Below are 25,320 nucleotides of genomic sequence, written 5' to 3'. Positions count from 1 at the left end.
TCGAGCTCCTTACGCCGTCCATCGCGACAGCGGCGGGTGCCGCGAATTGACAAGGATGTGATCTTCGGCACATTCCTGGGGGAATGATTCCACGCCTCCGGCCCAACGCTTCAATCTCCCTTCCCCCCGCGGATTTCTTCCAGCGGCTCGTCGAGGCAGGATTCGGCGGCGACATCGAAAGCGGCGCGGCAAGCCGAACCGTGTTTTCGACCGACAACTCCATCTACCAGGTCGAGCCGGCCGGCATCCTCTTCCCGAGGGGCATTGAAGACCTGCAGGTCGTGGCGGCCGTGCTGTCGGAACCGGCATTTCGTCATCTAACCGTGGCGCCCCGCGGCGGCGGCACCGGCACGAACGGCCAATCCCTGACATCCGGCGTCGTGGTGGACTGTTCGCGGCATATGACGTCCCTCCTCGAGATCGACCCCGTCCGACGGGTCGCGCGCGTCCAGGCGGGTGTCGTCAAGGATCAGCTGAACAGGGCGCTGAAGCCCTACGGTCTCTTTTTCGCGCCCGAACTCTCGACCTCCAATCGCGCCACCATCGGCGGCATGATTTCCACCGACGCCTGCGGCCAGGGTTCCTGCCTTTACGGCAAGACCAGCAACCACGTGCTCGGATTGCGCATCGTGCTTATGGACGGCTCCGACTTTTGGTCGCGCTCGCTCGACGCTGAGGCGCTCGAAGAGATCGCTGCTCGAGAGGATCGCATCGGCGAGATCCACAGGACGGTCGATCGGATCGCCCGGGAAAAACATCAGCGGATCGCCGAGGTCTTCCCGAAGCTCAACCGCTACATGACCGGCTACGACCTCGCCCATATAAGGCGCGGCGACGGACGCTTCGACCTCAACGCCGTTCTCTGCGGTTCGGAGGGAACGCTTGCAATGATCGCCGAAGCCGAAGTCAACCTTCTGCCGATCCCCGCTTATGCGGCGCTGATCAACATCCGCTACGGCGACTTCAACACCGCCCTGGAGGATGCCCGCAACCTTGTGGCGTTGAACGTCGCCTCGGTGGAAACGGTCGATGAGAAAGTTCTCGGCCTTGCCAGAGCCGATATCGTCTGGACCGGCATTGCCCGCTTCTTTCCGGACGATGCAGCTGGAACGACCAACGGCATCAATATCGCCGAAGTGCTCGCCGATGATGAAGAGGAACTCGAACGCAAACTCGCGGATGTGACCACCGCCCTCGACACGGGTGCGAATCCACGCCATGCCGGCTACACGATCGCCCGGGGCCACGCGGACGTCGAGGCGATCTGGTCGATGCGCAAGCGAGCGGTCGGCCTGCTCGGAAATGTGGAGGGGCCGGTCAGGCCCGTCGCCTTCGTCGAGGATACGGCCGTGCCGCCGGAAAACCTTGCAGCCTATATCAGTGAATTCCGCGCGCTTCTCGATAATGCCGGCCTTTCCTACGGCATGTTCGGCCATGTCGATGCCGGCGTCCTGCATGTGCGGCCGGCGCTCGACCTCACCCGCGACGACCATATCGGGCTGGTTCGCGAGGTCAGTGACGCCGTCGTGGCGCTTACCCGCAAATATGGAGGCGTGCTCTGGGGAGAGCATGGCAAGGGCGTACGTTCAGAATATGTGCCGGAATTTTTCGGCGATCTTTATCCCAGCCTGCAGGAGATCAAGCGGGCTTTCGATCCGGAAAACCGGCTCAATCCGGGCAAGATTGCCACCCCTGCCACTGAGGCACTGACCAAGATCGACGATGTTCCGCTGCGGGGAGCGACCGACCGCATTATCGGCAACGAGATCCGCTCCGCCTTCGACAACGCCGCCTATTGCAACGGCAACGGCGCCTGTTTCGATTTCGACGAAACGAGCCCGATGTGCCCCTCCTACAAGGCGACACGCGATCGGCGTTTTTCGCCCAAGGGCCGCGCCGCGCTGATGCGGGAATGGCTGAGGCTGCTTGCCGAGAAAGGCGTCGATCCCCGCCAGGAGGCGACGCGCCTGCGGCGAAGCGTCCCGCTCGCAAGCCTCGCGCGGCGCGCCTTCAACTCGCTCAACCCAGCAAACCGGGACGACTTTTCCCACGAGGTGCGCGCCGCGATGGACACGTGTCTGGCCTGCAAGGCCTGCGCGGGACAATGTCCGGTGAAGGTTAGCGTGCCCGCCTTCCGCTCGAAATTCCTCGAACTCTACTACGGACGCTACCTCCGTCCGCTGAAGGATCCGCTGGTCGCGGCGATCGAAATCACCCTGCCGCTGGTCCGGCGCATCCGGCCGGCCTACAACCTGGTCGTCGGCACGCCGGCCGGCCGGGCGATGATGCGCATTGCCGGGCTGACCTCCCTGCCGCGGCTGCCGCAAATCTCGCTCGCGAAGGAAGCCGCCCGCCTCGGCGTGCCGCTTGCGACGCCGCAAATAATCGAAGCCCTGTCGCCGGGTGAACGGCAGCGCAGCGTCGTCTTAGTCGCCGACGCTTTTACCGCCTATTTCGACCCGGATGTCGCGCTTGCCGCCATCGGGCTCGCCAGGAAAATCGGGCTCACGCCCTTCCTTGCGGCATCCCACACCAATGGCAAAGCCCTGCATGTTCATGGCTATCTCGGACGCTTCGAGGCAGCGGCCAAGCGGACAGCGCGCTATCTCGAGCGACTGGATTCGACAAGCGTGGCGCTCGTCGGGCTCGATCCGTCGATGACACTCGCCTTTCGCAGCGAATATAAGGGCATATCGAAGGCGACCGTCCTCCTCCCTCAGGAATGGCTCACCACCAACCTCGATCGGCTCGCCGCCTCGCCTTCAACGGCTGAAGGCAAAAGCTACCGCTTGATGGCCCATTGCACCGAGCGCACCAACGCGCCTGCCTCCGTCGCGCAGTGGCAAAAAGTGTTCGAGAGCCTCGGCGTCGATCTTCAGGCAGCGCAAACCGGCTGTTGCGGCATGGCCGGCACTTTCGGCCACGAGGCCCGCAACCGGCCGATCTCCGAACGCCTCTATGCGATGAGCTGGAAGCCCGAGCTTGATGCGGCCGGGGAAGCCGATATCCTGATGGCAACCGGATATTCCTGCCGCTCGCAGGTCAAGGAAATCGACGGCAAACGCATTCCGCATCCGCTTCAGATCATCGACCGGATAATGTCTGGAAGCTCCGACATCTCGCAATAGCTGGGCGCTCTTGCCTCGGAGGAACGGAACGGCTTCAGCAAGCAGCGCCTGACGAGACTTTCATGACGATGATGTCAGCCCGGGCGCCGTCAGGATGGTTTCCCCCGAAGCACGGTCATCTGTTCGTGCTGTACCTCATTCGCATCGTTCAGCACCGCGCGCCAAAGCCTGTTGCCGAGCCGAAGCGATACCCGCTTGGTGCCCTCGTGTTCAGCAGTGCCGATTTCCACGGTGCTGACGAGGGAGCCATGTCGCATGTGACGACGGAGATCGGCCAGCGACAATCCGAACCGTTCCGCGAGTTCGGCTGAGTCCAGAATAAAATCCCCGTTCGGATCGCGCTCGATCAACATTGGCTCATTCTCCCCTCTGCGTGACGACCCACGACCACCGCTCAGGCCACGGCCGAGATTGGGGTGCTCTCATTCGGCAGCAGCCGCGCCACTGCGCTCAGAAGATCGGTCTGCGAGATCAGGCCGAGGATCCGGTGGTCGTCATCGATAATAATGACGGCATGTGTGCGCCCATCCGTCAGAACGGGCAGCAGCGACAGGGCCGGGTCCGAAGGCCTAGCCACCGCTGGCTTTGAAATTGCGCCAGCAATCGTATCAATGCTCATCGACAATTCCCGCAAGCCGACGCTGCCGATCAGACGGCCCTCCGGGTCCTTTACCGGCAGCGTGCGGATATTGTGCTTCAAAAGCAGGTGCCGTGCGGCATCCGGTTCTGCAGCTTCGCTGACGGCGATCACGTCGCGCGACATGATATCGGCACAGCTGATCTTGCCGTTAGAGCGGATCGTCGCCTGCAGCTCGACCTGCTGCAGCAGCCGGCCGAGATCGGCGCGATCGATGTCGAAGGTTTCGTCGAGCGCTGCGAGGGCGGCATCGACATCCTCCTCGCGGAAACCCACCCGCACGGCAGACGGCAGGTCGATCGTTTGATGGGTGTTCTCCGCGGGTTTGGGAACCACATGCGGATAGTTCCGCCGGGAAAGCTTATGGAACAGCAGGCCGAGGCCGACGAGAATGCAGGAGTTCAGGGCGACCGGCACGAAGGGAAAGAGGAAACCCCAGCCGGCGACGACAGGGCCGCCGAGCACGGCGGTCAGCGCTGCGGCGCCTCCCGGCGGATGCAGGCAGCGCGTGAAAGACATGGCGCCGATGGCAAGCGACACTCCGACGCCGGTCGCGATGATCGGATCGCGGATGAAATAGGCGGCAATGATACCCATCAGGGCGGAAATCGTATTGCCGCCGATGATCGACCACGGTTGCGCAAGCGGGCTGGCCGGCACCGCGAAAAGAAGCACCGCGGATGCCCCCATCGGCGCGACGATCAGGGGAAGATGCGGCCCCTGCCCGAACAGATAACCGCTGATGACGCCGGTAAGACCGATGGCCACCAAAGCGCCGAGACATGCGATCAACCGCTCGCGTAAGGTCGCACCCGCCAAAATCGGTGAAAACAGACGGAAGCGACGGAAGCGGCTCGGTCCCACCTTCGGGGAAACGGGATACTGCATGACAAGACCAATTTTGAGCGAGGATTATCTGGCGGACTGAAGGAAGATCTGAGAGCTAGTTTGTTGCCAGCCTGATATCTCTGCCTTTTGTCGCGCTCAGGACTTCGTGGAATGCATTGAATGCGCTGGGGCGATCATTCTTGCGATAGACCAGCAGCGTCTCGACAGGCCCGAGCTGGTGGGTCTGGACGGATGTCGGCCATGGCATGAGGTCGAGAACGGATCTCGGCATGATGCCGGCGGCGTTGCCGGCCGCAACGCTCGCCAGGATCGCATGGTAGGAGCCATGCTCGCTCGTCGGCAGGGCCCTCGATTTGCGCGCCCAGTGTTCGGCAATCCTGCGATAGGTGCAGCCGGGTTCCAAAGCGGCAAGCGCCCCGACACGGAGGTCGGCGGCGGATTTGATCGCCGGATGCCCGGAGGGCAGCACGATCAACAGGTCTTCGACAAAGACCGGCTCCATCTCCAGCGCCTTGAGCTCAGCATCGAACCCGACGTCCTCCTCGCGCATCGCCTTGGGCGGACGGGCAACCAGCGCACAATCCAGCGCATCGCTGACGACGGCGCAGGCGAGATCGCGGGATGCACCCATCGTCAGCTGAAGCGACACATCAGGCCACATCCGGTTGAATTGGGTCAGCGCCGCCGGCAGCCTGCTGGCGGCCGTGCTTTCCATCGTGCCGACGCGCAATGTTCCCGACGGAGCAAGAGGTCGCACGGCCTGGCGCGCTTCGAGCGCAAGCGCCATCAGCCGGTTGGCGTAGGCAAGGAACGTCTCACCCTCCCGCGTCAACGTCATCTTCTTGCCGTCACGGCTGAAGAGGGAAACGCCGAGATCCTCCTCCAACTGCTGGATGCGTGTCGTCACATTTGACGGCACCCGCCCGACGGCCTTGGCAGCCTTGGTCACGCTGCGATCGCTGACAACAGCGAGAAATATTTCGATCGACGAAAGGTCCAAAAAAGATCTCGTTTCCGGAATTAACGGGGAAGATAATTCTCTATATAAAAATCATTGTCGCAGCTCAAGTCGTATCACGATATAATCGTACGGCTGAAGCGAAGCCGTGAACGGCTGCCGAAAAAAGGATCGAGACGCCGCGTAAATAGCCATACAAGCCCGGACATCCCATCTGCCGGGCGCCATTTCGAGGCTTGCAGCTGGCACGGGGTTTGCATGTGCAATTCCATCTGCAGATCGATCGGCGCCGACCCCATGTTGCATATTGTCTTGACCTGTCTTCTTCTCAGCATCGCTTCCGGCCTGAGCATGCGGCGCTTTCTTCTGCCCTATTTCCCGGGCGGCGATCTCGCCGAGAAGTCTGCGCCCGTGACGATCGTCGCAAGCGCCGTCTTCCTGGCGACGCTCGCCTTCACCGTCTCCGATCAGGACCTCTGGGCGAAATCCGCCATCCTGCTGCTCGGCCTGTTCCTGGCGACCATGTTCGATGATGCCAGACCCAGACTGACGATCGCCTTGTCCGCCATCAGCCTGGCGGCCTATCTCGGCGTGCGTTCGATCAACTGAGCCCTATCGAACGCAAGCTATTTGGCCGTTCCGAAGCCTCTGTCGAGGTGCTGCATCCAGAGCCGAAAATCATTCGTGAGCAGCGCCACATCATACAGCCACTCCGCCCGCAAAAGCTCCCAGCGGCCTGCTTCTCCACTATCAAGCAAGGCATGAACCCTCTGCCTGAGATTTTCAAACGCCTCATCAGCGGGATAAGGCGCAGGGCGGTGCAATGCGGGATACAATCGGCTTGACATGAAGCTCACTCCTCAATAGTCGACACCGAAATATATCGTATTACGATATAATTTCAATAGATGCCAGCAAGGACTTTTAGCGGCCGACACAACGCCCCTAAACCGCTTGCAAGCCCCAAACGCTCCACGATATTACCCAAGAAAATTTTCACGCCACGCGGGAAAAACAATCTCTATTGAAGAATGATATTTCATTGTTATTCTCCAATGCGGAAACTCATCCAATGAGCGATGGCCATGGAGAGCAGACAGGCAGGCAAGATCTGGTCCGAATGGTATGCCTGGCATCCGGTCTTGCCGATCGATGACACCGTGTTTTGGCTCGAGACCGTATACCGGCGGAAATCCTCCGACGGCTTCTGGCAATACCGCTCGTTCCGGCCCGAATCCGAACGCGCACAGGCTCTGGTCTCCACGCCCATCTATCCCGGCGCTTGACCCCGCAGCGATGCGAAGATCCCGCTCAATCGATTCCGTCGATCCCGCGCCCTTCCTCGCCGAATTCAAACTTCGCCTGCCTGCGCATTTCTTTCGCCAGGTAGCAATGCGCCCTGCCGACAACGGATCGTTCGATAGAATTCACTGGTGATGCCGGCGCGAACACAACAATCGACCAAATCCCGACCGCTTTCGGCAAATAAAGCCTGACCGGCCCTCTACAGTCATGGCCGTACGGCGCAACACGCAGCCCGGTATCAGCACGGATCCCGACTGCGAAGCCTATCCGGCCAACCCGCGGTGCAAGAATGTGCTGATCAGCGTTGAGAGGACCTGCCATGAAGACCTACAAGATTGCCCTTCTGCCGGGAGACGGCATCGGCCGCGATGTAACTGAGGCAGCCAAGTCCGTGCTCGAAAAGGCGGGTGCGCGAAACGGATTTTCGCTGGCGACAACAAGCTATCCCTGGTCCTGCGACTACTATCTGGAGAACGGCAGCATGATGCCCGACAATGGCATCGAAACGCTGCGCTCCTTCGATGCCATTCTGCTCGGCGCCGTCGGATGGCCTCGGAAAGTGCCCGATTCCGTGTCTCTGCATGGACTTCTGCTGCCGATCCGCAAGGCTTTCGTGCAATATGCCAATATCCGCCCGCACCGGCTGCTGCCGGGTGTGCAAGGACCGCTGCGGTCGGAGAATTTCGACATCCTCTGCATTCGTGAAAATACCGAGGGCGAATATTCCGGCGCCGGCGGCCGCATCCACCAGGGAACCGACAGCGAGGTGGCTGTCGAGACCTCGATCTTCACCCGCAAGGGGGTCGAGCGCATCCTGCGTTTCGGCTTCGAACAAGCACGGGCGCGGCGCGGCAAGCTTGCCTCGGTGACGAAGTCGAACGCGCAGAAATACTCGATGGTGTTCTGGGACGAGATCACCCAGCAGCTTTCCACGGAATACCCCGATGTCGAGGTGACCAGCTACCATATCGACGCCATGGCTGCCCGGATGGTCATGGCGCCGGAGAGCCTCGACGTGGTCGTCGCCTCCAACCTGTTCGGCGACATCCTGACCGATCTCGGCGCCGCCATCCAGGGCGGGCTCGGCTTTGCGGCCTCCGCCAATATCAATCCTGATCGCTCGGCGCCGTCCATGTTCGAGCCCGTCCACGGCTCGGCGCCGGATATCGCCCATCTCGGCATTGCCAACCCGATCGCCGCCATCTGGTCGGGCGCAATGATGCTGGAGCACCTGGGGGAACCGGCTGCCGCCGGAAAGGTGATGGCCGCAATCGAGGCAACGACGGCACGCGGCATCGGCTCAATTCCTGGCAAGGACAAGACAGACGCGATCACCTCGTCAGTGCTTTCGGCGCTCGACTAAAGCCTGGACCGCCAAGCGACAGTTTCAATCATCGTCGTGATGGTGATGCGATGGAAGGTCGAGGCCGAACGTGTTGACGAGATCGGCCACCTGTCCCGGGCTGAGGTAACGGGGATTGAGGTTGCGCAGCAGCAGATAGAGTTTTGCCGTTTCCTCCAGCTCCTCGGTGGCAAAGACCGCCGCCTCCAGGGTGTCGCCGGCGACAACAGGTCCGTGGTTGGCCAGAAGCACCGATGAATACTTGCCTGCCAGCCCGCGGATGGCGTCGGCCACCGCCGGGTCGCCGGGACGATAATACGGCACCAGTGCGGTTTCGCCGGCGCGCATGAGATAATAGGGCGTCATCGGAGGCAGGGCAGCGCGGGGATCGATCTCCGGCAGCATGGTCAGCGCCACCGCGTGAGTGGAATGAAGATGGACGATGGCGCGGGCGCTGCCGCGTGTGTCGTAGAGGGCGGTATGCAGCGGAATTTCCTTGGTCGGCTTGTCGCCGGACAACAGCCGACCTTCGGCATCGAGCCTGGAGATCTGCGCCGGATCGAGAAACCCGAGCGAGGCATTGGTCGGCGTCACCAGCCAGCCGCCATCATCGAGCCGTAACGATATGTTGCCCGACGAACCGGGCGTCAGCCCGCGCTCGAACAGCGAGCGGCCGTATCGGCAGATTTCTTCACGCTGGCGCGCGTCGGACATGACATTTCCTCCAAAATTACGCGGTTGCGCCTTCGATGAGCTCGAAACCGAGATCGACGGCCTGGGGCGGCGCGTTGGCGACGACCATCTGCGCGGCGATTTGCCCGGTCGCCACGCGCGGCGTTCGGATGGTTGACAAGGGCTGCGGCATTGCCCGGCCGATATCGAGGCCATTATAGCCGAAAATAGCGAGCTTCGAGGGGATAGCGATCCCCTCAGCCAGACAGTGGAAATAGCCGCCCAGCGCCATATCGTCGTTGGAGAAATAAACCGCATCGAGATCCGGCGTCCGGGCAAGTAGCCGCTCCAGCCCCAGCCTGCCGTTTTCCACGGACGACGCGCCGGCGAGAATTTCACGGGCCACGAGGGGCGCGCCACCAACTTCCAGCGTTTCGCAAAAGCTTGAAAACCGCTTGCCGGCGCGGGTATCACGGTTGAGATCGTGGCCGACATAGCCGATGCGGCGATAGCCCCGCTTGAGCAGGAAGGCGGCGCTCTCCCGCCCGGCCGCCCGGTTCGAGAAGCCGACCGCGATATCGAGCGCATCTCCGTCCAGATCAAGCAGTTCCACGACCCGGCACCCGCTGGCGCGCAGCATCTTCACTGTCCCGTCCGTATGTTCGTATCCGGCCAGCATGACCGCCGCCGGCCGCCAGGCGAGCATCGCGGCGGCGAGCACTTCCTCCTTGCCCGGATCATAATCGGTGACGGAGAACACCGCCTGGTAGCGGTTTTCCTCCAGAACGGCGCTGGCTCCGCGCAGCACATCGGGGAAGACGATGTTGGAGAGCGACGGAATGACGAAGGCAACGAGACGCGACCCGGTGGAGGCCAGCGTTCCCGCGATCCGGTTCGGCACATAGCCCAATCGCTCGACGGCAGCCATCACTCGCTCCCGCGTCTTGCCGGAAAACGAGCCGTGATTGCGCAGCACGCGCGATACCGTGCTCTCGCCGACGCCGGCCGCTTCCGCGACCTCGGCAAGCGTTACCGTCACCTGCTGTTTGAGTTCCATGGTCACGTTGGAAAATCCAGCTTTCAAGTGGCTGCTCGTTCTGTCCGTTCGCCTACCTGCTGCCACTATTTTCACTGCTCTGACCAAGAAGCAATGTTTTTTTGGCAGCGCTACCAACTTGCCATTGGCAGCGCTGCCAAAATAGATTAAAGAATATGGCAGCGCTGCCACAAAGCGGGTATGGCCCCCTCGCAGCGGTGCGGACCTTTCCTCGCAAGACGGAGCACATCCTCATGGCATCATTTGCAGAAAACTCGGGCTCCGCCATTGTCTCGGCCGTCATCGGCCTTGGCTCCATGGGGCTTGGAATGGCTCGGTCGATGAAGCGCGCCGGTATCGACGTCATCGGATATGACATCACGCCGGCGGCTGTCGACCGCTTCATCGCCGATGGTGGACGTGGCGCGGCAACCCCCGCCGATGCGGCGAAGGAAGCCGATATTGTCGTTTCCGTCGTCGTCAACGGCGCGCAGACCGAAGCCGTGCTGTTCGGACCCGATGGCGTCGCCCACAAGATGAAGCCCGGCGCCGTGTTCATCTCGTCGGCAACCATGGACCCCGCCGTTGCACGCGACCTGGCACAAAGGGTGGAGGCTCTCGGCCTGCATTATCTCGACGCGCCGATTTCGGGCGGCGCCGCCAAGGCGGCGCGTGGCGAACTGACGATCATGGCGTCCGGCTCCAGCCAGGCCTTCGACAGGGCGCGCCCGGGTCTCGACGCCATGGCCGGCAAGGTCTACGAACTCGGGGACGCGGCCGGAACCGGCGCTGCCTTCAAAATGATCAACCAGCTTCTCGCCGGCGTGCATATCGCGGCCGCCTGCGAGGCGATAACCTTTGCCGCCAAGCAGGGCCTCGATCTCGACAAGGTGTTCGAGGTGATCACGGCTTCGGCTGGCAATTCGTGGATGTTCGAAAACCGCGTGCCGCATGTGCTGGCCGGAGACTACACGCCGCTCAGCAGCATCGAGATTTTCGTCAAGGATCTCGGCATCGTCCAGGACATGGCCCGCTCCGAGCGGTATCCGGTGCCCCTCGCAGCGGCGGCGCTGCAAATGTATCTGGCCGCCGCCGGCGCCGGCATGGGCCGTGATGATGATTCCTCGCTCGCCCGGCTCTACGCAAAACTTTCCGGCGCTGAATTGCCGGGTTCCGGCAAAGAACCGCAGAAGCTGTAAAAAGGAAACGCCAAAATGCCGGTTTTCGCCGCCAACCTGACGATGATGTTCAACGAATGGGCGTTCCTCGATCGCTTCGACGCCGCAGCCGATGCCGGCTTTTCTGCCGTCGAATATCTCTTTCCCTACGAAGCGGCACCCGAGGCGATCGCCGAACGGCTGACCCGCAACAATCTGCAGCAGGCCTTGTTCAACCTGCCGCCGGGCGACTGGGCGGCAGGTGAGCGCGGCATCGCGGCTCTTCCCGGACGCTTCGATGCGCTGAAAGCGGATGTCGAGAAGGCACTGGACTATGCGGCGGCGACGGGCGTCAGGCGATTGCACCTGATGGCAGGCATTGCCAACCGTCACGACGAAGACGCCTCCTCCCGTTACCGGCGCTCGGTCACTTATACGGCCGAGCGGCTTGCGGAAAAGGGCCTCGATCTTCTGCTCGAGCCGATCAACGGGCGGAACATGCCGGGATATTTCCTCAATGATTTCGGCGCCGCCGAAAAACTGATTGCCGAATCCGGCCTGGCGAACCTGAAGCTCCAGTTCGATATCTATCACCGGCAGATCATCCATGGCGACGTCGTCATGGCATTGCGGCGCCTGCTGCCGATCACCGGCCATATCCAGATTGCCAGTGTGCCGTCACGCAATGAGCCGGACGGCGAGGAGCTGAACTATCCCTATCTGTTCGGCGAAATCGATCGCCTGGGTTACGACGGTTTCATCGGCTGCGAATATATCCCGCGCGGCCAGACACTGGACGGCCTTGGCTGGTTCAAACCTTTTGCACGGAGCTAGATGATGGCTATTTTGCTCGGATCAATCGCCGACGACTATACGGGCGCCTCAGACCTCGCCAACACGCTGACGAAGAACGGTCTGCGCACGGTGCAGACGGTCGGCATCCCCAACCCGGGGCTCACGCTGCCGGATGTCGACGCCGTGGTCGTTTCCCTGAAGATCCGCTCCGTCCCGGCTTCGGAGGCCGTCACGGCCGCCACCAGCGCCGAGCGATGGCTGCGCCAGAGCGGCGCGGGCCATGTGCTCTACAAGATCTGCTCGACCTTCGATTCCACCGATGCCGGCAATATCGGACCGGTCACCGAGGCATTGCGCGATGCCGCCGGCGGCGGCGTCGTGCTAGTAACGCCAGCCTTCCCGGAAACGGGTCGGACCGTCTATCTCGGTCACCTCTTTGTCGGCGGACAGCCGTTGAACGAAAGCCCGCTCAAGGACCACCCCCTCAATCCGATGCACGACGCCAATCTGGTGCGGGTTCTCGCCAGGCAATCGAATGGCGCTATAGGGCTGATCGATCTCACGGCCATCGCCGCCGGACCCGCCACCGTCAAGGCGAGGCTCGAGGCACTGCGGGCGGCAGGCATCACCGCTGCCATCGCCGACGCGATTTTCGAGCGGGATCTTGAAACGCTCGGCGCGGTCGCACTCGAAACTCCGGTGTCCACCGGCGCCTCCGGGCTCGGCCTCGGCCTTGCCCGCGCGCTCGTCCACTCCGGTCGGGTATCGTCCGACGGAGCTGCGCCGGCGGTTATCCGGCCGGTGGGCGGGTTTTCCGCGGTCATCGCCGGCAGTTGTTCCGCAGCAACGCTACGCCAGCTCGACGCCGCCGAGCGTTCGATGTCCGTCCTGCGTCTCGACCCAGAAAAACTGCTTGCCGGTCCGGACGAGATCGCCGCGGCGATTTCCTGGGCGGGAGACCGCATCGCCGCCGGCCCAGTCGTGGTCGCCGCCAGCGCCGCGCCCGAAACCGTGGCCCGTCTGCAATCCCTTTATGGACGGGAGGCAGCCGGCCATGCGATCGAGACCGCAACGTCGATCATCGCCGCCGAACTGGTGGAAAAAGGCGTGCGGCGGCTCGTGGTCGCAGGCGGAGAAACCTCGGGGGCGGCGGTCGACAAGCTTGCCATTCCGGCATTTCTGATCGGACCGGAGATTGCGCCCGGCGTGCCGGTCCTGCGCACAGTCGGCAATGCCCAGGGCGACATGCTTCTGGCGTTGAAGTCAGGAAACTTCGGAGGCGAGGATTTCTTTGCGGCAGCGCTGGCGATGATGAACTGACGTGTTCAGCATCGCCAGGTGCCGGCTTGGGTACCGATGGTCGGGAAGCCTCTCGGCCATTCTGAAATATCCAAGGATAGCCTGAAGCCGATCAGTTCATCTCGATCGACTATCGCCGCTCATCGGCGATTGGCGCGGGCCGCTCGCCGTGCCGCTTCCGCGTCCCCTTCAACCGGCGTCAGAAGCCGCCGCGCCGCAAGCAGCCTCCGAAACCCCGAAACTTTACGAAAACGGCGTCGGGGCCGGTGCGCGGCATATTCGATTGGGCCTGCAATTACCGCGTTATCCCCTCGCATCCCCGGCGTTCATGGGAGCCCTGTCGCCCGCCGCACCGAAACGGCGAGCGTCGTTCGGGAAGGCGCTTCACGCCGACAGAGGCTCCGGCGGACCAGGATGCGAGCGGGCGAAGCAAGCCCCGAGAATATCGCGAAACGGCCAGATTCAGTATTTTGTGCCGCCATATCGCGCCTTTCAGGAGAATCCGGCGCAAGGCCGGTGACACACTACAATCAGTGAACGGCTCGTGTCCCGGCAGATGCGGGGCCTTCCACACAAGAGCGGGGCAAAAGATCCCGCCATAGGGAACAGAATATTCTTCTTTGAGAAACCGCGCTCCCGCCAGAGCCGAACACTGGGGAATTCACGTGAGCAAGAGCCTTCCGGAATTCAAATACATGACATTCGACGTCGTCGGTACGCTCATAGACTTCGAGGGCGGCCTGAAGGCCTGTTTTGCCGAGATCGCGGCCGAGACGGGACGCACGGTTGACGGCGAGCAGGCGCTCAGCCTCTACCGCGCAGCCCGCTACTCCGAGGATGCCGATCTTTTTCCCGACGACCTCGTGCGCGTCTACCTGGCGATCGCGCCGGAACTCGGCCTGCCCGCCGATCAAAAATATGGCGAACGGCTGCGGGACTCGGCGAAGAGCTGGAAGGGCTTTTCGGACAGCGCCGCAGCGTTGGCCAAACTTGCGAAGGATTACCGCCTCGTTGCGATGACCAATGCCCGCCGCTGGGCATTCGATTTGTTCGAGAAGGAACTCGGCAATCCCTTTTATGCCGCCTTCACGGCCGACGATACAGGCACTGAAAAACCCGATCCCGCATTCTTCGAGAAGGTCTTCGCCTACATTGCCGCAGAAGGTCATTCGAAGGACGACATCCTGCATGTCGCCCAGAGCCAGTACCACGATATCGGAATTTCCAGGCAACTGGGGCTCGCCAATTGCTGGATCGAGCGGCGCCATGCCCAAAAGGGTTACGGCGGCACGATCGAGCCGGCCGAGTTCACCGAACCCGATTACCATTTTACGTCCATGGCTGGCCTCGCCGATGCGGTGGCCGCCGCCCGCGCCTGACTTAACCGGATCGGGCCCCGCCCGCAGCAGGGCAGCCCGCCACACAAGAAAAGGGGAATGAGATGAACGACAAGATCACCAACTGGACCAGGTCCGACGACACCATGATCGAGACGGCCATCCGTCGCGGCGCGACCCGCCGCGAGTTGCTGCATATGATGCTGGCGGGCGGCGTCGCCATGTCCGCCGGCGGGTTCGTTCTTGGCCGCGCCGGAAAGGCGCTTGCCGCCTCACCCGTTGCGGGCGGCGCGCTCAAGGCAGCCGGCTGGTCGTCCTCCACGGCAGATACGCTCGACCCCGCCAAGGCGTCGCTCTCCACCGACTACGTCCGGTGCTGCTCCTTCTATAACCGTCTTACCATCCTCGACCAGAGCGGCAAGCCGCAGATGGAGCTTGCCGATGCGATCGAGTCCAAGGATGCGAAAACCTGGACGGTGAAGCTGAAAAGCGGCGTCACCTTCCACGACGGCAAGCCGCTGACCGCCGACGACGTGGTGTTCTCTCTGAAGCGCCATCTCGACCCCGCCGTCGGCTCGAAGGTCGCCAAGATCGCCGCCCAGATGACCGGCTTCAAGGCGGTCGACAAACAGACCGTCGAGATCACCCTCGCCGATGCAAACGCGGACTTGCCGACCATCCTGGCTCTGCACCACTTCATGATCGTTGCCGACGGCACGACCGACTTTTCAAAGGCGAATGGCACCGGCGCTTTCGTCAAGGAGGTCTTCGAGCCCGGCGTACGCTCGGTCGGGATCAAGAACAAGAACTACTGGAAATCCGGCCCGAACGTCGATTCTTTCGAGTATTTCGCCATCAGCGACGACAATGCCCGCGTCAACGCGCTGCTTTCGGGCGATATCCATCTTGCCGCCACGATCAATCCGCGTTCCATGCGCCTTGTCGAGACACAAGGCGACGCGTTCACATTGTCGAAGTCGACCTCCGGCAGCTATACAAACCTCAACATGCGGCTGGATATGGCGCCCGGCAACAAGCGGGACTTTATCGAGGGCATGAAATATCTCGTCAATCGCGAACAGATCGTCAAGTCGGCGCTGCGCGGTCTCGGCGAGGTCGGCAACGACCAACCCATTTCACCGGCGAACTTCTATCATGACGCCGGCCTGAAAGCGCGGGAATTCGATCCCGATAAGGCGAAGTTCCACTTCGATAAGGCGGGCGTCCTCGGCCAATCCATTCCGATCATCGCTTCCGATGCGGCGAACTCGTCGATCGACATGGCCATGATCATCCAGGCTGCCGGCGCTGAAATCGGCATGAAGCTCGATGTTCAGCGCGTGCCGTCCGATGGATACTGGGACAACTACTGGCTCAAGGCGCCGATTCACTTTGGCAATATCAACCCACGGCCAACCCCTGATATCCTGTTTTCCCTGCTCTACGCCTCGGATGCCCCGTGGAACGAAAGCCACTACAAGTCGGAGAAGTTCGACAAGATGCTGATCGAGGCTCGCGGTTCGCTCGACCAGGAGAAGCGTAAGGCGATGTACAACGAGATGCAGGCTATGGTCGCCCAGGAAGCCGGCACCATCATTCCAGCCTATATATCGAATGTCGATGCCACCACGGCAAAGCTCAAGGGTTTGCAACCCAGCCCGCTTGGCGGCCAGATGGGATACGCCTTTGCCGAATATGTCTGGCTCGAAGCCTGATAAAGCCCGGGGGCCGCGGCCGCAGCCGCGCCCCCGGTTCCTCCATTTGTGTTGGTAAAACTCAATTCGAACGCCAAAAGGGAGCCGCGCGTGAACAACCAGGTCCTATCCCTTGTGCTGAGCAGATTGCTCATCGCCCTGATCACCCTGGTGATCGTCTCCTTCGCCGTGTTCTTCGCGACAACGCTTTTGCCGGGAGACACGGCGACGATCCTGCTTGGCCAGGCGGCGACGCCAGAAGCCGTCGAAGGTCTCCGCAAGGCCATGCATCTCGACGAGCCGGCGTTGTTTCGTTTCCTGCGCTGGTCTGTCGGACTGCTGCAGGGCGACCTTGGCACGTCCTATGCCAACCAGATGCCGATCGTCGACCTCATTGCCGGCCGCTTCGTCAACACGCTGAAACTCGCCGGCGTCACCGCGCTGTTCTCCGTGCCGATTGCACTGACGCTCGGGATCACCGCGGCGATGCTGCGCGGCACGCTCTACGACCGGATCGTCACGGTGATCACCATCGGCGTCATCTCTGTGCCGGAGTTCATGGTCGCAACCTCGGCTGCGCTGATCTTCGCGGTCTATCTGAAATGGCTGCCGGCGCTGTCTTTCGCCAACGAGGTCCACAGTCTCAGCGATTTGCTCCGCGTCTATGCGATGCCGGTCATCACCCTCACCTTCGTCGTCTCGGCTCAGATGATCCGCATGACGCGCGCGGCTGTTATCGAGACGCTGAACACGCCCTATGTCGAAATGGCCTTGCTCAAGGGAGCCTCCCGGCCGCGCATCGTCTTTCGCCATGCGCTGCCCAATGCGCTCGGCCCGATCGTCAATGCCGTTGCACTTTCACTGTCCTACCTGCTTGGAGGGGTCATCATCGTCGAGACCATCTTCAACTATCCTGGTATCGCCAAGCTGATGCTGGATGCCGTCGCCACGCGCGACCTGCCGCTGATCCAGAGCTGCGCGATGATCTTCTGCCTAGGCTATCTGCTGCTGATCACCATCGCCGACATTATCGCCATCCTTTCCAATCCGAGGCTCCGATGACCATGACCAGTTCCGTAACCACGTCCGGCCGTCCGTCCGGAACACGGTTTGGCTATCGCTTCAACATCGTCGGAGCGATCGGCCTTATCGTCATCCTTTCGTGGGCGCTCATCGCGATCATCGCGCCACTGATCATCCCCTACCCTGTCGGCGAGATCGTCGATCTCGACTATTTCGGCCCGATGAGCCGGGAACTGTGGTTCGGCTCCGATTATCTCGGCCGCGACATGCTCTCGCGGATTCTGATGGGCGCGCGGTACACGGTCGGCATCTCGCTGGCGGCGGTGACGATCGCCTGCTTCAGCGGCGTCGTGCTCGGCATGATCGCAGCGGTCGCCGGCGGCTGGCTGGACACGATCCTCAGCCGCTTCCTCGACGCCCTCAATTCCATCCCGAGCAAGCTGTTCGGCCTGGTGATTGTCGCCGCAGTCGGCTCTTCGGTCCCGGTTCTGGTCTTGACGCTGTCGGTGATCTACATCCCCGGCGCCTACCGCTTCGCTCGGGCGCTCGCCGTCAACATCAATGCGATGGATTTCATCACGGTCGCGCGCATCCGCGGCGAAAATACCCTCTATCTCATCCGCTCGGAAATCCTGCCCAACATCGTCGGGCCGGTGCTCGCGGACCTTGGAATCCGCTTTGTCTTCATCGTTCTGCTCCTTTCCGGGCTTTCCTTCCTCGGCCTCGGCGTTCAGCCGCCCTATGCCGACTGGGGTGCGCTGGTGCGCGAGAATATCGGCGGGCTGCCGTTCGGCGCACCGGCGGTGATGTTTCCCTCGCTTGCCATCGCCAGCCTTACGATCAGCGTCAATCTGCTGATAGACAACCTGCCGCAGAAAATCCGCGACCGGAGCGTGTCATGAGCAATTTCATTGAAATCCGTGACCTGAAGGTCGAGGCCACCACCGATTCCGGCCGGCGCGTCGAGATCATCAAGGGTGTCAGCCTCGACATTGCCGAGGGCGAGATCGTCGCGCTGATCGGCGAGAGCGGCTCCGGCAAGACAACCATTGCCCTGACCCTGATGGGCCATACCCGTCCGGGCTGCCGCATCTCCGGCGGCAGTGTTTCGGTCGGCGGCAAGGATATGGTCACGCTCAGCGAGAAGCAGCGCGCCAAGGTGCGCGGCACCGAAGTCGCCTATGTCCCGCAATCTGCTGCCGCCGCCTTCAACCCGGCCAAAACGATCATGGATCAGGTGATCGAAGTCACCCGTATTCATCAGCTGATGTCGCCAGAGGATGCGCGTGCCCGGGCAGTGGAGCTCTTCCGGGCGCTGTCCCTGCCGGAGCCCGAGACGATCGGCAGCCGTTATCCGCACCAGGTTTCCGGAGGCCAGCTGCAGCGCCTGGCGGCGGCCATGGCGCTGATCGGCGACCCGACCCTCGTCATCTTCGACGAGCCGACGACGGCGCTCGACGTGACGACCCAGATCGAAGTGCTGCGCGCGTTCAAGTCGGTCATGAAGAAGGGCGGCATAGCGGGCGTCTATGTCTCGCACGACCTTGCTGTCGTCGCGCAGATCGCTGACCGCATTGTCGTGCTGAAAGGCGGGGAAACCCAGGAAACCGGGACCACCAATGAAATCCTCAACAACGCCAAGCATCCCTATACCAGAGAGCTTCTTGCAGCCTTTGAGCCGAAATCACGCGGCATAGCAGGCGCTATAGAAAACGCGACGGCCCCTCTCCTGAAGATCGAAGATCTCGTCGCGGGCTATGGACAGCGCCAGGCCGACGGCCTCCCCCTCGTCCGGGCGGTCGAACACGTGAGCCTGAAGGTGGAAAAAGGGCGTAACCTCGGCATCATCGGCGAATCCGGGTGCGGCAAGTCAACGCTCGCCCGCACCATCGCCGGCATCCTGCCGGCCGCAATCGGCAAAATCGTCTTCGACGGCACGGAACTCAGCCGCAGCGCTCGCGAGCGCTCGCGCGATCAGTTGCGCGAGATGCAGATCGTCTTCCAATATGCCGATACCGCTCTCAACCCGGCAAAATCGGTTGAGGACATCCTTGCCAGGCCCCTGGTTTTTTACCACCGCATGGATCGTCAGGCGCGAAAAACCCGGATCGATCAGCTGCTCGACATGGTTCGCCTGCCCCGCAGCCTGCGCCATCGCCGGCCGGGAGAGCTCTCAGGCGGGCAGAAACAGCGTGTCAACTTCGCCCGGGCGCTCGCCGCCGATCCGAAACTGATCCTCTGCGACGAGATTACCTCGGCTCTCGACACGGTGGTTGCCGCCGCGGTCATCGACCTGCTCAAGGAGTTGCAGCGCGAACTCGGCCTCTCCTACATCTTCATCAGCCACGACCTCTCAGTCGTGGAGGCGATCTGCGACGAGATCGTCGTGATGTATGGAGGCCGCAAGGTCGAGGAAATCACCCCCTCGACGGTGAAGGCGCCGACGCATCCCTATTCGCAGTTGCTCTTCTCCTCGGTGCCGACGCTCGATCCGGCCTGGCTCGACGGTCTCCAGCAGGATCCTGAACTGGTGCGAGCCTATTGCCGGCAATGAGGGTCGGCGTGGCGATCACTTTGTCCGGCAACGTTCCGCCTTGCGAGGCAGGGGGAAGCACGAATGGCTGCCGACCTCCTCGCAAGGCACAATCTTCTGCCGCCACCAGCTGATCTGCGGCAAAAGCGCCGCGCCAGGTCCGCTAGACTACCCCCTGAAACGGAGACCCTGACATGCCCGCACCGCTCGATCGCGTCGACACCACGCCAGAGCTGCCCACTGCCGCCGATGCGGTGGTGATCGGCGGCGGCATCGTCGGCGTTTTCGCAGCCTATTATCTGGCCCGGCGCGGATTGAAGGTGGCTCTTGTCGAGAAAGGCCTTATCGGCGCGGAACAATCGAGCCGCAACTGGGGCTGGTGCCGGCAGCAGAACCGCGACGCCCGCGAACTGCCGATGTCGACGAAGAGCCTCGATCTGTGGGAGCGCTTCGCCGCGGAGACCGGGGAGGATACCGGTTTTCGCCGCTGCGGCCTCTTCTATCTCAGCAATAGCGACGAAGAACTGGCCGGCTGGGCACGCTGGCGGGATTTCGCGCGTTCGGTCGGCGTCACGACGTATATGCTGAGCGGCGCAGAGGCCACCGAACGCGGGCGCGCCACCGGCGCCTCGTGGAAGGGCGGAGTGTTTTCGCCGACCGACGGCACCGCCGATCCGTCACGCGCCGCACCGGCCGTCGCGCGGGCGATCCTGAAGCTCGGCGGCACGGTGCATCAATCCTGCGCGGCCCGCGGCATCGACATCGAAGGCGGCAGGCTCGCCGGCGTCGTCACCGAGCACGGTACGATCAGGACAAAAATTGCCATCATGGCCGGCGGCGCCTGGGCCTCCTCCTTCTGCCGCCAGCTCGGCATTCGATTTCCGCAGGCATCGATCCGTTCGTCGATCCTTGCCGTTTCGCCCGGAGCAAGCGGCCTGCCGGACGCACTCCACACATCTGCGGTCTCCGCTACACGTCGCAGCGATGGTGGCTATACGCTGGCAATCAGCGGTCGCGGCCGCGTCGATCCGACGCCGCAGCAGTTGCGCTTCGCCCGCCAGTTCCTGCCGATGTTTGCCCGGCGCTGGCGGAGCTTAGCGCCCGGCGGTCTGGAGGGATTTCGATCCGGCCATGAATCGCTGGCCCGCTGGCGTCTAGACCGGCCGACCCCAATGGAGCGCATGCGCATCCTCGACCCGACCGTCGATAAGGCCACCATTGCCCTAACCCATGCGAGGGCACTCGAGCTTCTGCCCGCCTTGAAGAAAACCAGCATCGCCGCGGCTTGGGCGGGCTATATCGACAGCACTCCGGACGGCGTGCCGGGGATTGGCGAGATCGCCACTCTCCCAGGTTTTATCCTTGCTGCGGGCTTCAGCGGCCACGGCTTCGGCATCGGACCGGGCGCCGGTCATTTGATTGCCGATATCGCCACAGGCGATGAGCCGATTGTCGATCCACGGCCCTATCACCCAGACCGCTTCGGCAAATCCGCCTGGGGCAAGGTGGCCGACTTTTGATTTCGGCGCGGCCGGAGGAACATTTCATGAAAAACGCCCGCAAATTCTATATCGGCGGTGAGTGGGTCGATCCCGAAAGGCTGAGAGAGCTTGAGGTGATCGATCCATCGACCGAGCAATCCATCGGAACGATAGCGATCGGCGATACCGCCGATGTAGAGCGGGCGATCAAAGCCGCCCGGGCGGCCTTTACGACTTTTTCACAGACGACGAAGGCGGAGCGCAGGGCGCTGCTCGAGCGAATTCTGATGATCCTGAAGCGCCGCCAGCGGGAGATCGGCGACATCATCTCCCGCGAAATGGGAGCCCCGCGCGCCATGGCACGGGCGGAACAGGCGGGACTGGGGGCGGCGCATTTCGAAGAGACAATCCGGGCGTTCGATGCATTCGACTTCGAATATATGCAGGGCTCGACTCGGATCATTCACGAACCGATCGGCGTCGTGAGCATGATCACGCCATGGAACTGGCCGATCAACCAGATTGCCTGCAAGGTGGCTCCGGCGCTGGCGACAGGCTGCACGATGGTGCTCAAACCGTCGGAGATCGCGCCCTTCAACGCTCTCCTCTTTGCTGAGATCATGCATGAGGCGGGTGTTCCGAAAGGGGTCTTCAACCTCGTTCAGGGCGACGGACCGACAGTCGGCGCGGCGCTCGCCGGCCATTCCGATGTCGATATGGTGTCTTTTACCGGGTCGACGCAGGCCGGGATCGCCGTCGCCCAGGCTGCGGCGCCGACGGTCAAGCGGGTGCATCAGGAACTCGGCGGAAAGTCGCCGAACATCCTATTGCGAAGCGCCGATCTGGGTGCGGCGGTCGCAGCCGGCCTGCGCCGGTGCTTCGCCAATTCCGGGCAATCGTGCAATGCGCCGACCCGGATGCTGGTGCCGGCCGAGCGCATGGATGAAGCGAGCGCCATTGCGGCGACGGCGGCGGCATCGCTGACGGTCGGGCCGCCTGACGACCCGGGCACTGATCTGGGTCCGGTGGCGAGCGCTGCCCAGTTCGCCAAGATCCAGGCGCTGATTGAGAAAGGCATTGCCGAGGGCGCCGAGTTGGTGGCCGGCGGTCGCGGGCGCCCGTCGCATCTGAACGCCGGCTATTACGTGCGTCCGACAGTATTTGCGTGCGTGAAGAATTCGATGACCATCGCACGGGAGGAGATTTTTGGTCCCGTACTGTCGATCATCGGCTACGACACCGAGGACGATGCTATGGCGATTGCCAACGACACACCTTACGGTCTTGCCGCCTATATCCAAGGCGATCCGCAGGAGGCGCGGACGCTCGCCCGTCGGCTTCGCACCGGCATCGTGCGCCTCAATCAATCTGCATGGGATGGCGCGGCTCCCTTCGGCGGCTACAAGCAGTCCGGCAACGGCCGCGAATACGGGAAGTTCGGATTGCAGGAATTCACCGAGATCAAGGGCATTGTCGGGCACGCCGATTAAGGCATGTCCTAACGCGCCTGTCGCCTCAAAAAGCCGGAAACAGCACTTGTTCCAGAGGCCACGGACATCCGCGGGCTGCTGGCATGCGATGCCCTGCGGTCGTGCTGGGGGATGGGCTCGCCATCACGAGCGGCGTTGTTCACCTCGTCGATCCCCTTATACCGCGTGGTCGTGGCAGTCGCGATGACCTGCACCACCCGTTGATCGAGGTGAGGTGCGCCATGACTGAGGAAATTGCCTGGCCGTTCTCCCTACCAACCTGAGCACCGCGACTTGATCTCGCGCGCAGCCCGACGCAGCACTGCGCGAACTCGCGCCCCTCCTGCGCGACAATATTCGATGCAAAATACGGAGAATCCGCTGCAACCAGTGCATTCTGCCGTGCCCCCTCCCCGATACTGCCAGCTATCATTCACGTCGAGGCCGCCATGTCCCCTTTGATCCACACCATCAGCAGCGATGAAACTCTACCCAAATCATCAGATGTCGTCGTGATCGGTGGCGGGATTGTTGGCGCCAGCGCAGCCTATTTCTTGGCACGTCGCGGCCTCTCAGTGACGCTTATCGAAAAGGGTTATGTCGGCTGCGAACAGTCGAGCCGGAACTGGGGCTGGTGCCGTCAACAGAACCGGGATGAGCGTGAGCTACCGCTTGCCAATCTGGCGCTGCGGCTATGGGAAGAGCTGACCACAGAGATCGGGCATGACCTTGGCTTTCGCCGTTGCGGGCTCCTTTATGCCACTGCTGATCCCAAGCAGCTCGCTGAATGGGACCGTTGGCGCGAGGTTGCCCGACGGTTTGACGTCAATACGCGAATGCTTACCGCCAGCGAGGCCGCTGCCGCCGTTCCAGCGGCCGGCGGCCGCAAATGGCTGGGCGGCGTCCACGCGGCCGACGACGGCAAGGCCGAGCCCTGGCTCGCCGCTCCTCGGATAGCCGAGGGGGCGCGCAAACATGGCGCGACCATTCATCAGAACTGCGCGGCGCGCGGCCTGGATATCACCAATGGTCAAGTGAGCGGCGTCGTCACCGAGAAGGGCCTTATCCGCACCAGCCGGGTACTATGTGCCGCCGGTGCCTGGGCTTCTGCTTTTCTGCGCATGCATGCGGTTTCCCTGCCGCAGGCCAGTGTCCGTCAGACCGCACTGCGGACCGGCCCTGCACCGGATTTTGGCGGAGCAATCTATACGTCCGACTGTGCCCTGACGCGCCGGACCGATGGCAGCTACACGATAGCCGTCAGCGGCAGGGCGACGCTCGAGCTCACGCCGCAGAGCATTCGCTATGCTCGCCCGTTTCTGCCGATGTTCATCAAACGGCGGAAGGCCGTCGAGATCGGCATAGGCCGCTCGTTTTTCCAAGGTCCGGAAGCACTCGGTCGCTGGCATCTTGACAGGCCGACCCCCTTCGAACGCATTCGCGTACTCGATCCTGCTCCGGACATTCGGACGACGGCAACCATAATGGCGCGGATAAAAGCCCTGCTGCCCGCCGTCGCCGATGCCGGCGTCGTGTCTGCTTGGGGCGGATATGTCGACTCCACCCCGGATGCCATACCCGCGATTTCTCCGGTGGGCAGCATCGACGGCGTGTTCGTCGCCGCAGGTTGTTCCGGACACGGCTTCGGCGCCGGCCCTGGCATAGGCCATCTGGCAGCGGATTTGGTCGCCGGCGACAGGGCAATCGTCGATCCGACCCCATTCCGCCTGTCGCGCTTCGCGGACAAATCGAAAATTGAAGTTGGCGCGATCTGATGCGATGTAGCCGAGCGGCGTTGGATGATCCGCGATGTTCCTAGCTGCCGCGGATCCTTCAAATCACGGATCACGATGTCGGCCGATTCCCCCGCAACTCGATGGAAATCACATGTCGATTCAATCTACGAGCGCTTCCGCCAGAAAGCTGGCGTTCATCCATACAGTTTCAGGCCTTGTTTCCGAATTCGGGGCCCTCGCTACAGAACATTTGCCCGACTGGAAGCCGTTCGCGATCCTCGACGAGAGCCTACTGAGAAGCACCATTGAGCGCGGATCGCTATCCCATCTGACGAAACGAAGGCTCGCTACCTACGTATGGTCGGCAGTCGACGCCGGGGCAGATGCGATTGTCGTCACATGCTCAACGCTTGGACCGGCGGTCGATGCAATTGCACCGCTTTGCCCTGTGCCGCTGTTCCGTATTGACGAAGGCATGGCCAAAGCCGCTGTCGAGCATGGTAACCGCATCGGCGTCCTGGCGACATTATCCACGACACTGGTGCCGACGGTGGATCTGCTGAAGCGCCAGGCATGCGAGGCGGGCAAAAATGTAGTGATCGACGAGGTGCTTGTTCAGGGAGCGTTTCAATTCCTCCCCGACGGGAACGTCGAAGCGCATGACGCGCAAATCCGCCAAGCGCTTGAAGAGCTGTCGCAGAAGGTCGATGTGATCGTTTTTGCGCAGGCTTCGATGGCTCGTGCAGTAAAGGGCATGGACCACAGTCTTCCAGTTCTAACAAGCCCGGTCCTTGGGATCGAAAACGTGAAACGGCGTTTGGGGCAGCGAAAGGACCAGGTGCGGTCGAGGGCAACATGACACCTCGACC

23 protein-coding genes are annotated in these 25,320 nt (G+C 62.3%); 16 read left to right on the top strand and 7 right to left on the bottom strand.

Going from position 1 to position 25,320, the window contains the following annotated elements; all coding sequences use genetic code 11:
• Nucleotides 1-83 precede the first annotated feature (83 nt).
• Nucleotides 84-3,128 carry a D-2-hydroxyglutarate dehydrogenase YdiJ gene (gene ydiJ / locus RLEG4DRAFT_RS05260; RefSeq protein ID WP_003575833.1) on the top strand — a complete coding sequence of 1,015 codons (3,045 nt, stop codon included), beginning with the start codon at nt 84-86 and terminating at the stop codon, nt 3,126-3,128.
• Nucleotides 3,129-3,217: 89 nt separating this feature from the next.
• Here the strand turns inward: ydiJ and RLEG4DRAFT_RS05255 are convergent, their stop codons facing one another.
• Genes RLEG4DRAFT_RS05255 through RLEG4DRAFT_RS05245 form a run of 3 tightly spaced genes read right to left on the bottom strand, consistent with a single transcriptional unit; the run spans nt 3,218 to nt 5,614 of the window.
• Entirely contained in the window at nt 3,218-3,481 is a 264-nt protein-coding gene (locus tag RLEG4DRAFT_RS05255) for a DUF6522 family protein (RefSeq protein ID WP_003575831.1), read from the bottom strand.
• 41 nt (nt 3,482-3,522) lie between these two features.
• Nucleotides 3,523-4,653: an HPP family protein gene (locus RLEG4DRAFT_RS05250; RefSeq protein ID WP_003575829.1), complete on the bottom strand. Its 1,131-nt coding sequence runs from the start codon at nt 4,651-4,653 to the stop codon at nt 3,523-3,525.
• 55 nt (nt 4,654-4,708) lie between these two features.
• Nucleotides 4,709-5,614, bottom strand: coding sequence for a LysR substrate-binding domain-containing protein (locus RLEG4DRAFT_RS05245; protein WP_003575827.1), 906 nt, complete (start codon nt 5,612-5,614; stop codon nt 4,709-4,711).
• A 255-nt stretch (nt 5,615-5,869) separates the two neighbouring features.
• Here RLEG4DRAFT_RS05245 and RLEG4DRAFT_RS05240 point away from each other — a divergent pair, with 255 nt between their 5' ends.
• A complete protein-coding gene (locus RLEG4DRAFT_RS05240) occupies nt 5,870-6,181 on the top strand; it encodes a hypothetical protein (RefSeq protein WP_003575825.1) in 312 nt (103 codons plus the stop codon).
• Between the two features lie 17 nt (nt 6,182-6,198).
• Here RLEG4DRAFT_RS05240 and RLEG4DRAFT_RS05235 read toward each other — a convergent pair whose 3' ends face one another.
• Complete coding sequence (locus RLEG4DRAFT_RS05235; protein WP_003575823.1) at nt 6,199-6,420, bottom strand: hypothetical protein; 222 nt, start codon at nt 6,418-6,420, stop codon at nt 6,199-6,201.
• 237 nt (nt 6,421-6,657) lie between these two features.
• Here RLEG4DRAFT_RS05235 and RLEG4DRAFT_RS05230 point away from each other — a divergent pair, with 237 nt between their 5' ends.
• Nucleotides 6,658-6,858 carry a hypothetical protein gene (locus RLEG4DRAFT_RS05230; protein ID WP_003575821.1) on the top strand — a complete coding sequence of 67 codons (201 nt, stop codon included), beginning with the start codon at nt 6,658-6,660 and terminating at the stop codon, nt 6,856-6,858.
• Nucleotides 6,859-6,883: 25 nt separating this feature from the next.
• Here the strand turns inward: RLEG4DRAFT_RS05230 and RLEG4DRAFT_RS05225 are convergent, their stop codons facing one another.
• Entirely contained in the window at nt 6,884-7,198 is a 315-nt protein-coding gene (locus RLEG4DRAFT_RS05225; protein ID WP_037093263.1) for a hypothetical protein, read from the bottom strand.
• Here RLEG4DRAFT_RS05225 and RLEG4DRAFT_RS05220 point away from each other — a divergent pair.
• Complete coding sequence (locus tag RLEG4DRAFT_RS05220; protein ID WP_003575820.1) at nt 7,197-8,240, top strand: tartrate dehydrogenase; 1,044 nt, start codon at nt 7,197-7,199, stop codon at nt 8,238-8,240. The genes RLEG4DRAFT_RS05225 and RLEG4DRAFT_RS05220 overlap by 2 nt on opposite strands.
• Before the next feature lie 24 nt (nt 8,241-8,264).
• On the opposite strand, the gene RLEG4DRAFT_RS05215 is transcribed toward RLEG4DRAFT_RS05220, so the two are convergent.
• Together RLEG4DRAFT_RS05215 and RLEG4DRAFT_RS05210 are read right to left on the bottom strand one after the other, a co-directional pair.
• Nucleotides 8,265-8,933, bottom strand: coding sequence for an aldolase (locus tag RLEG4DRAFT_RS05215; RefSeq protein ID WP_003575818.1), 669 nt, complete (start codon nt 8,931-8,933; stop codon nt 8,265-8,267).
• A gap of 16 nt (nt 8,934-8,949) precedes the next feature.
• Entirely contained in the window at nt 8,950-9,948 is a 999-nt protein-coding gene (locus tag RLEG4DRAFT_RS05210) for a LacI family DNA-binding transcriptional regulator (protein ID WP_003575816.1), read from the bottom strand.
• 233 nt (nt 9,949-10,181) lie between these two features.
• On the opposite strand from RLEG4DRAFT_RS05210, the gene ltnD reads away from it, so the two are divergent.
• The 12 genes from ltnD (at nt 10,182) to RLEG4DRAFT_RS05150 (ending at nt 25,310) form a co-directional block, all read left to right on the top strand.
• The gene (gene ltnD, locus RLEG4DRAFT_RS05205; RefSeq protein WP_003575813.1) at nt 10,182-11,126 is read left to right on the top strand and encodes an L-threonate dehydrogenase; all 945 of its coding nucleotides are present in this window, start codon (nt 10,182-10,184) and stop codon (nt 11,124-11,126) included.
• A gap of 15 nt (nt 11,127-11,141) precedes the next feature.
• Nucleotides 11,142-11,918 (top strand): 2-oxo-tetronate isomerase, encoded by a 777-nt coding sequence (gene otnI, locus RLEG4DRAFT_RS05200; RefSeq protein WP_003575811.1) that lies wholly within the window; start codon nt 11,142-11,144, stop codon nt 11,916-11,918.
• Nucleotides 11,919-11,921: 3 nt separating this feature from the next.
• Entirely contained in the window at nt 11,922-13,199 is a 1,278-nt protein-coding gene (gene otnK / locus RLEG4DRAFT_RS05195; RefSeq protein ID WP_003575809.1) for a 3-oxo-tetronate kinase, read from the top strand.
• A gap of 644 nt (nt 13,200-13,843) precedes the next feature.
• The gene (locus tag RLEG4DRAFT_RS05190) at nt 13,844-14,557 is read left to right on the top strand and encodes an HAD-IA family hydrolase (protein WP_003575807.1); all 714 of its coding nucleotides are present in this window, start codon (nt 13,844-13,846) and stop codon (nt 14,555-14,557) included.
• Between the two features lie 62 nt (nt 14,558-14,619).
• Complete coding sequence (locus tag RLEG4DRAFT_RS05185) at nt 14,620-16,230, top strand: ABC transporter substrate-binding protein (RefSeq protein WP_003575804.1); 1,611 nt, start codon at nt 14,620-14,622, stop codon at nt 16,228-16,230.
• Nucleotides 16,231-16,320: 90 nt separating this feature from the next.
• A complete protein-coding gene (locus RLEG4DRAFT_RS05180) occupies nt 16,321-17,271 on the top strand; it encodes an ABC transporter permease (RefSeq protein ID WP_003575803.1) in 951 nt (316 codons plus the stop codon).
• Nucleotides 17,268-18,134 carry an ABC transporter permease gene (locus RLEG4DRAFT_RS05175; protein WP_003575801.1) on the top strand — a complete coding sequence of 289 codons (867 nt, stop codon included), beginning with the start codon at nt 17,268-17,270 and terminating at the stop codon, nt 18,132-18,134. Before RLEG4DRAFT_RS05180 ends, RLEG4DRAFT_RS05175 begins: the two co-directional genes overlap by 4 nt.
• Nucleotides 18,131-19,786, top strand: coding sequence for an ABC transporter ATP-binding protein (locus RLEG4DRAFT_RS05170; protein ID WP_003575799.1), 1,656 nt, complete (start codon nt 18,131-18,133; stop codon nt 19,784-19,786). Before RLEG4DRAFT_RS05175 ends, RLEG4DRAFT_RS05170 begins: the two co-directional genes overlap by 4 nt.
• Before the next feature lie 173 nt (nt 19,787-19,959).
• Nucleotides 19,960-21,285, top strand: coding sequence for an NAD(P)/FAD-dependent oxidoreductase (locus RLEG4DRAFT_RS05165; RefSeq protein ID WP_003575797.1), 1,326 nt, complete (start codon nt 19,960-19,962; stop codon nt 21,283-21,285).
• 26 nt (nt 21,286-21,311) lie between these two features.
• Nucleotides 21,312-22,736 carry an aldehyde dehydrogenase family protein gene (locus tag RLEG4DRAFT_RS05160; protein WP_003575794.1) on the top strand — a complete coding sequence of 475 codons (1,425 nt, stop codon included), beginning with the start codon at nt 21,312-21,314 and terminating at the stop codon, nt 22,734-22,736.
• A gap of 428 nt (nt 22,737-23,164) precedes the next feature.
• Nucleotides 23,165-24,490 (top strand): NAD(P)/FAD-dependent oxidoreductase, encoded by a 1,326-nt coding sequence (locus RLEG4DRAFT_RS05155; protein ID WP_003575791.1) that lies wholly within the window; start codon nt 23,165-23,167, stop codon nt 24,488-24,490.
• A 112-nt stretch (nt 24,491-24,602) separates the two neighbouring features.
• On the top strand, nt 24,603-25,310 hold the full coding sequence (locus RLEG4DRAFT_RS05150; RefSeq protein WP_003575789.1) for an aspartate/glutamate racemase family protein: 708 nt from the start codon (nt 24,603-24,605) through the stop codon (nt 25,308-25,310).
• The last annotated feature ends 10 nt before the right edge of the window (nt 25,311-25,320 follow it).

The organism is Rhizobium leguminosarum bv. trifolii WSM2297 (genome assembly GCF_000271845.1).
The sequence above is the reverse complement of the archived record's forward strand: the minus strand, read 5'-3'. Positions and strand labels throughout refer to the sequence as shown.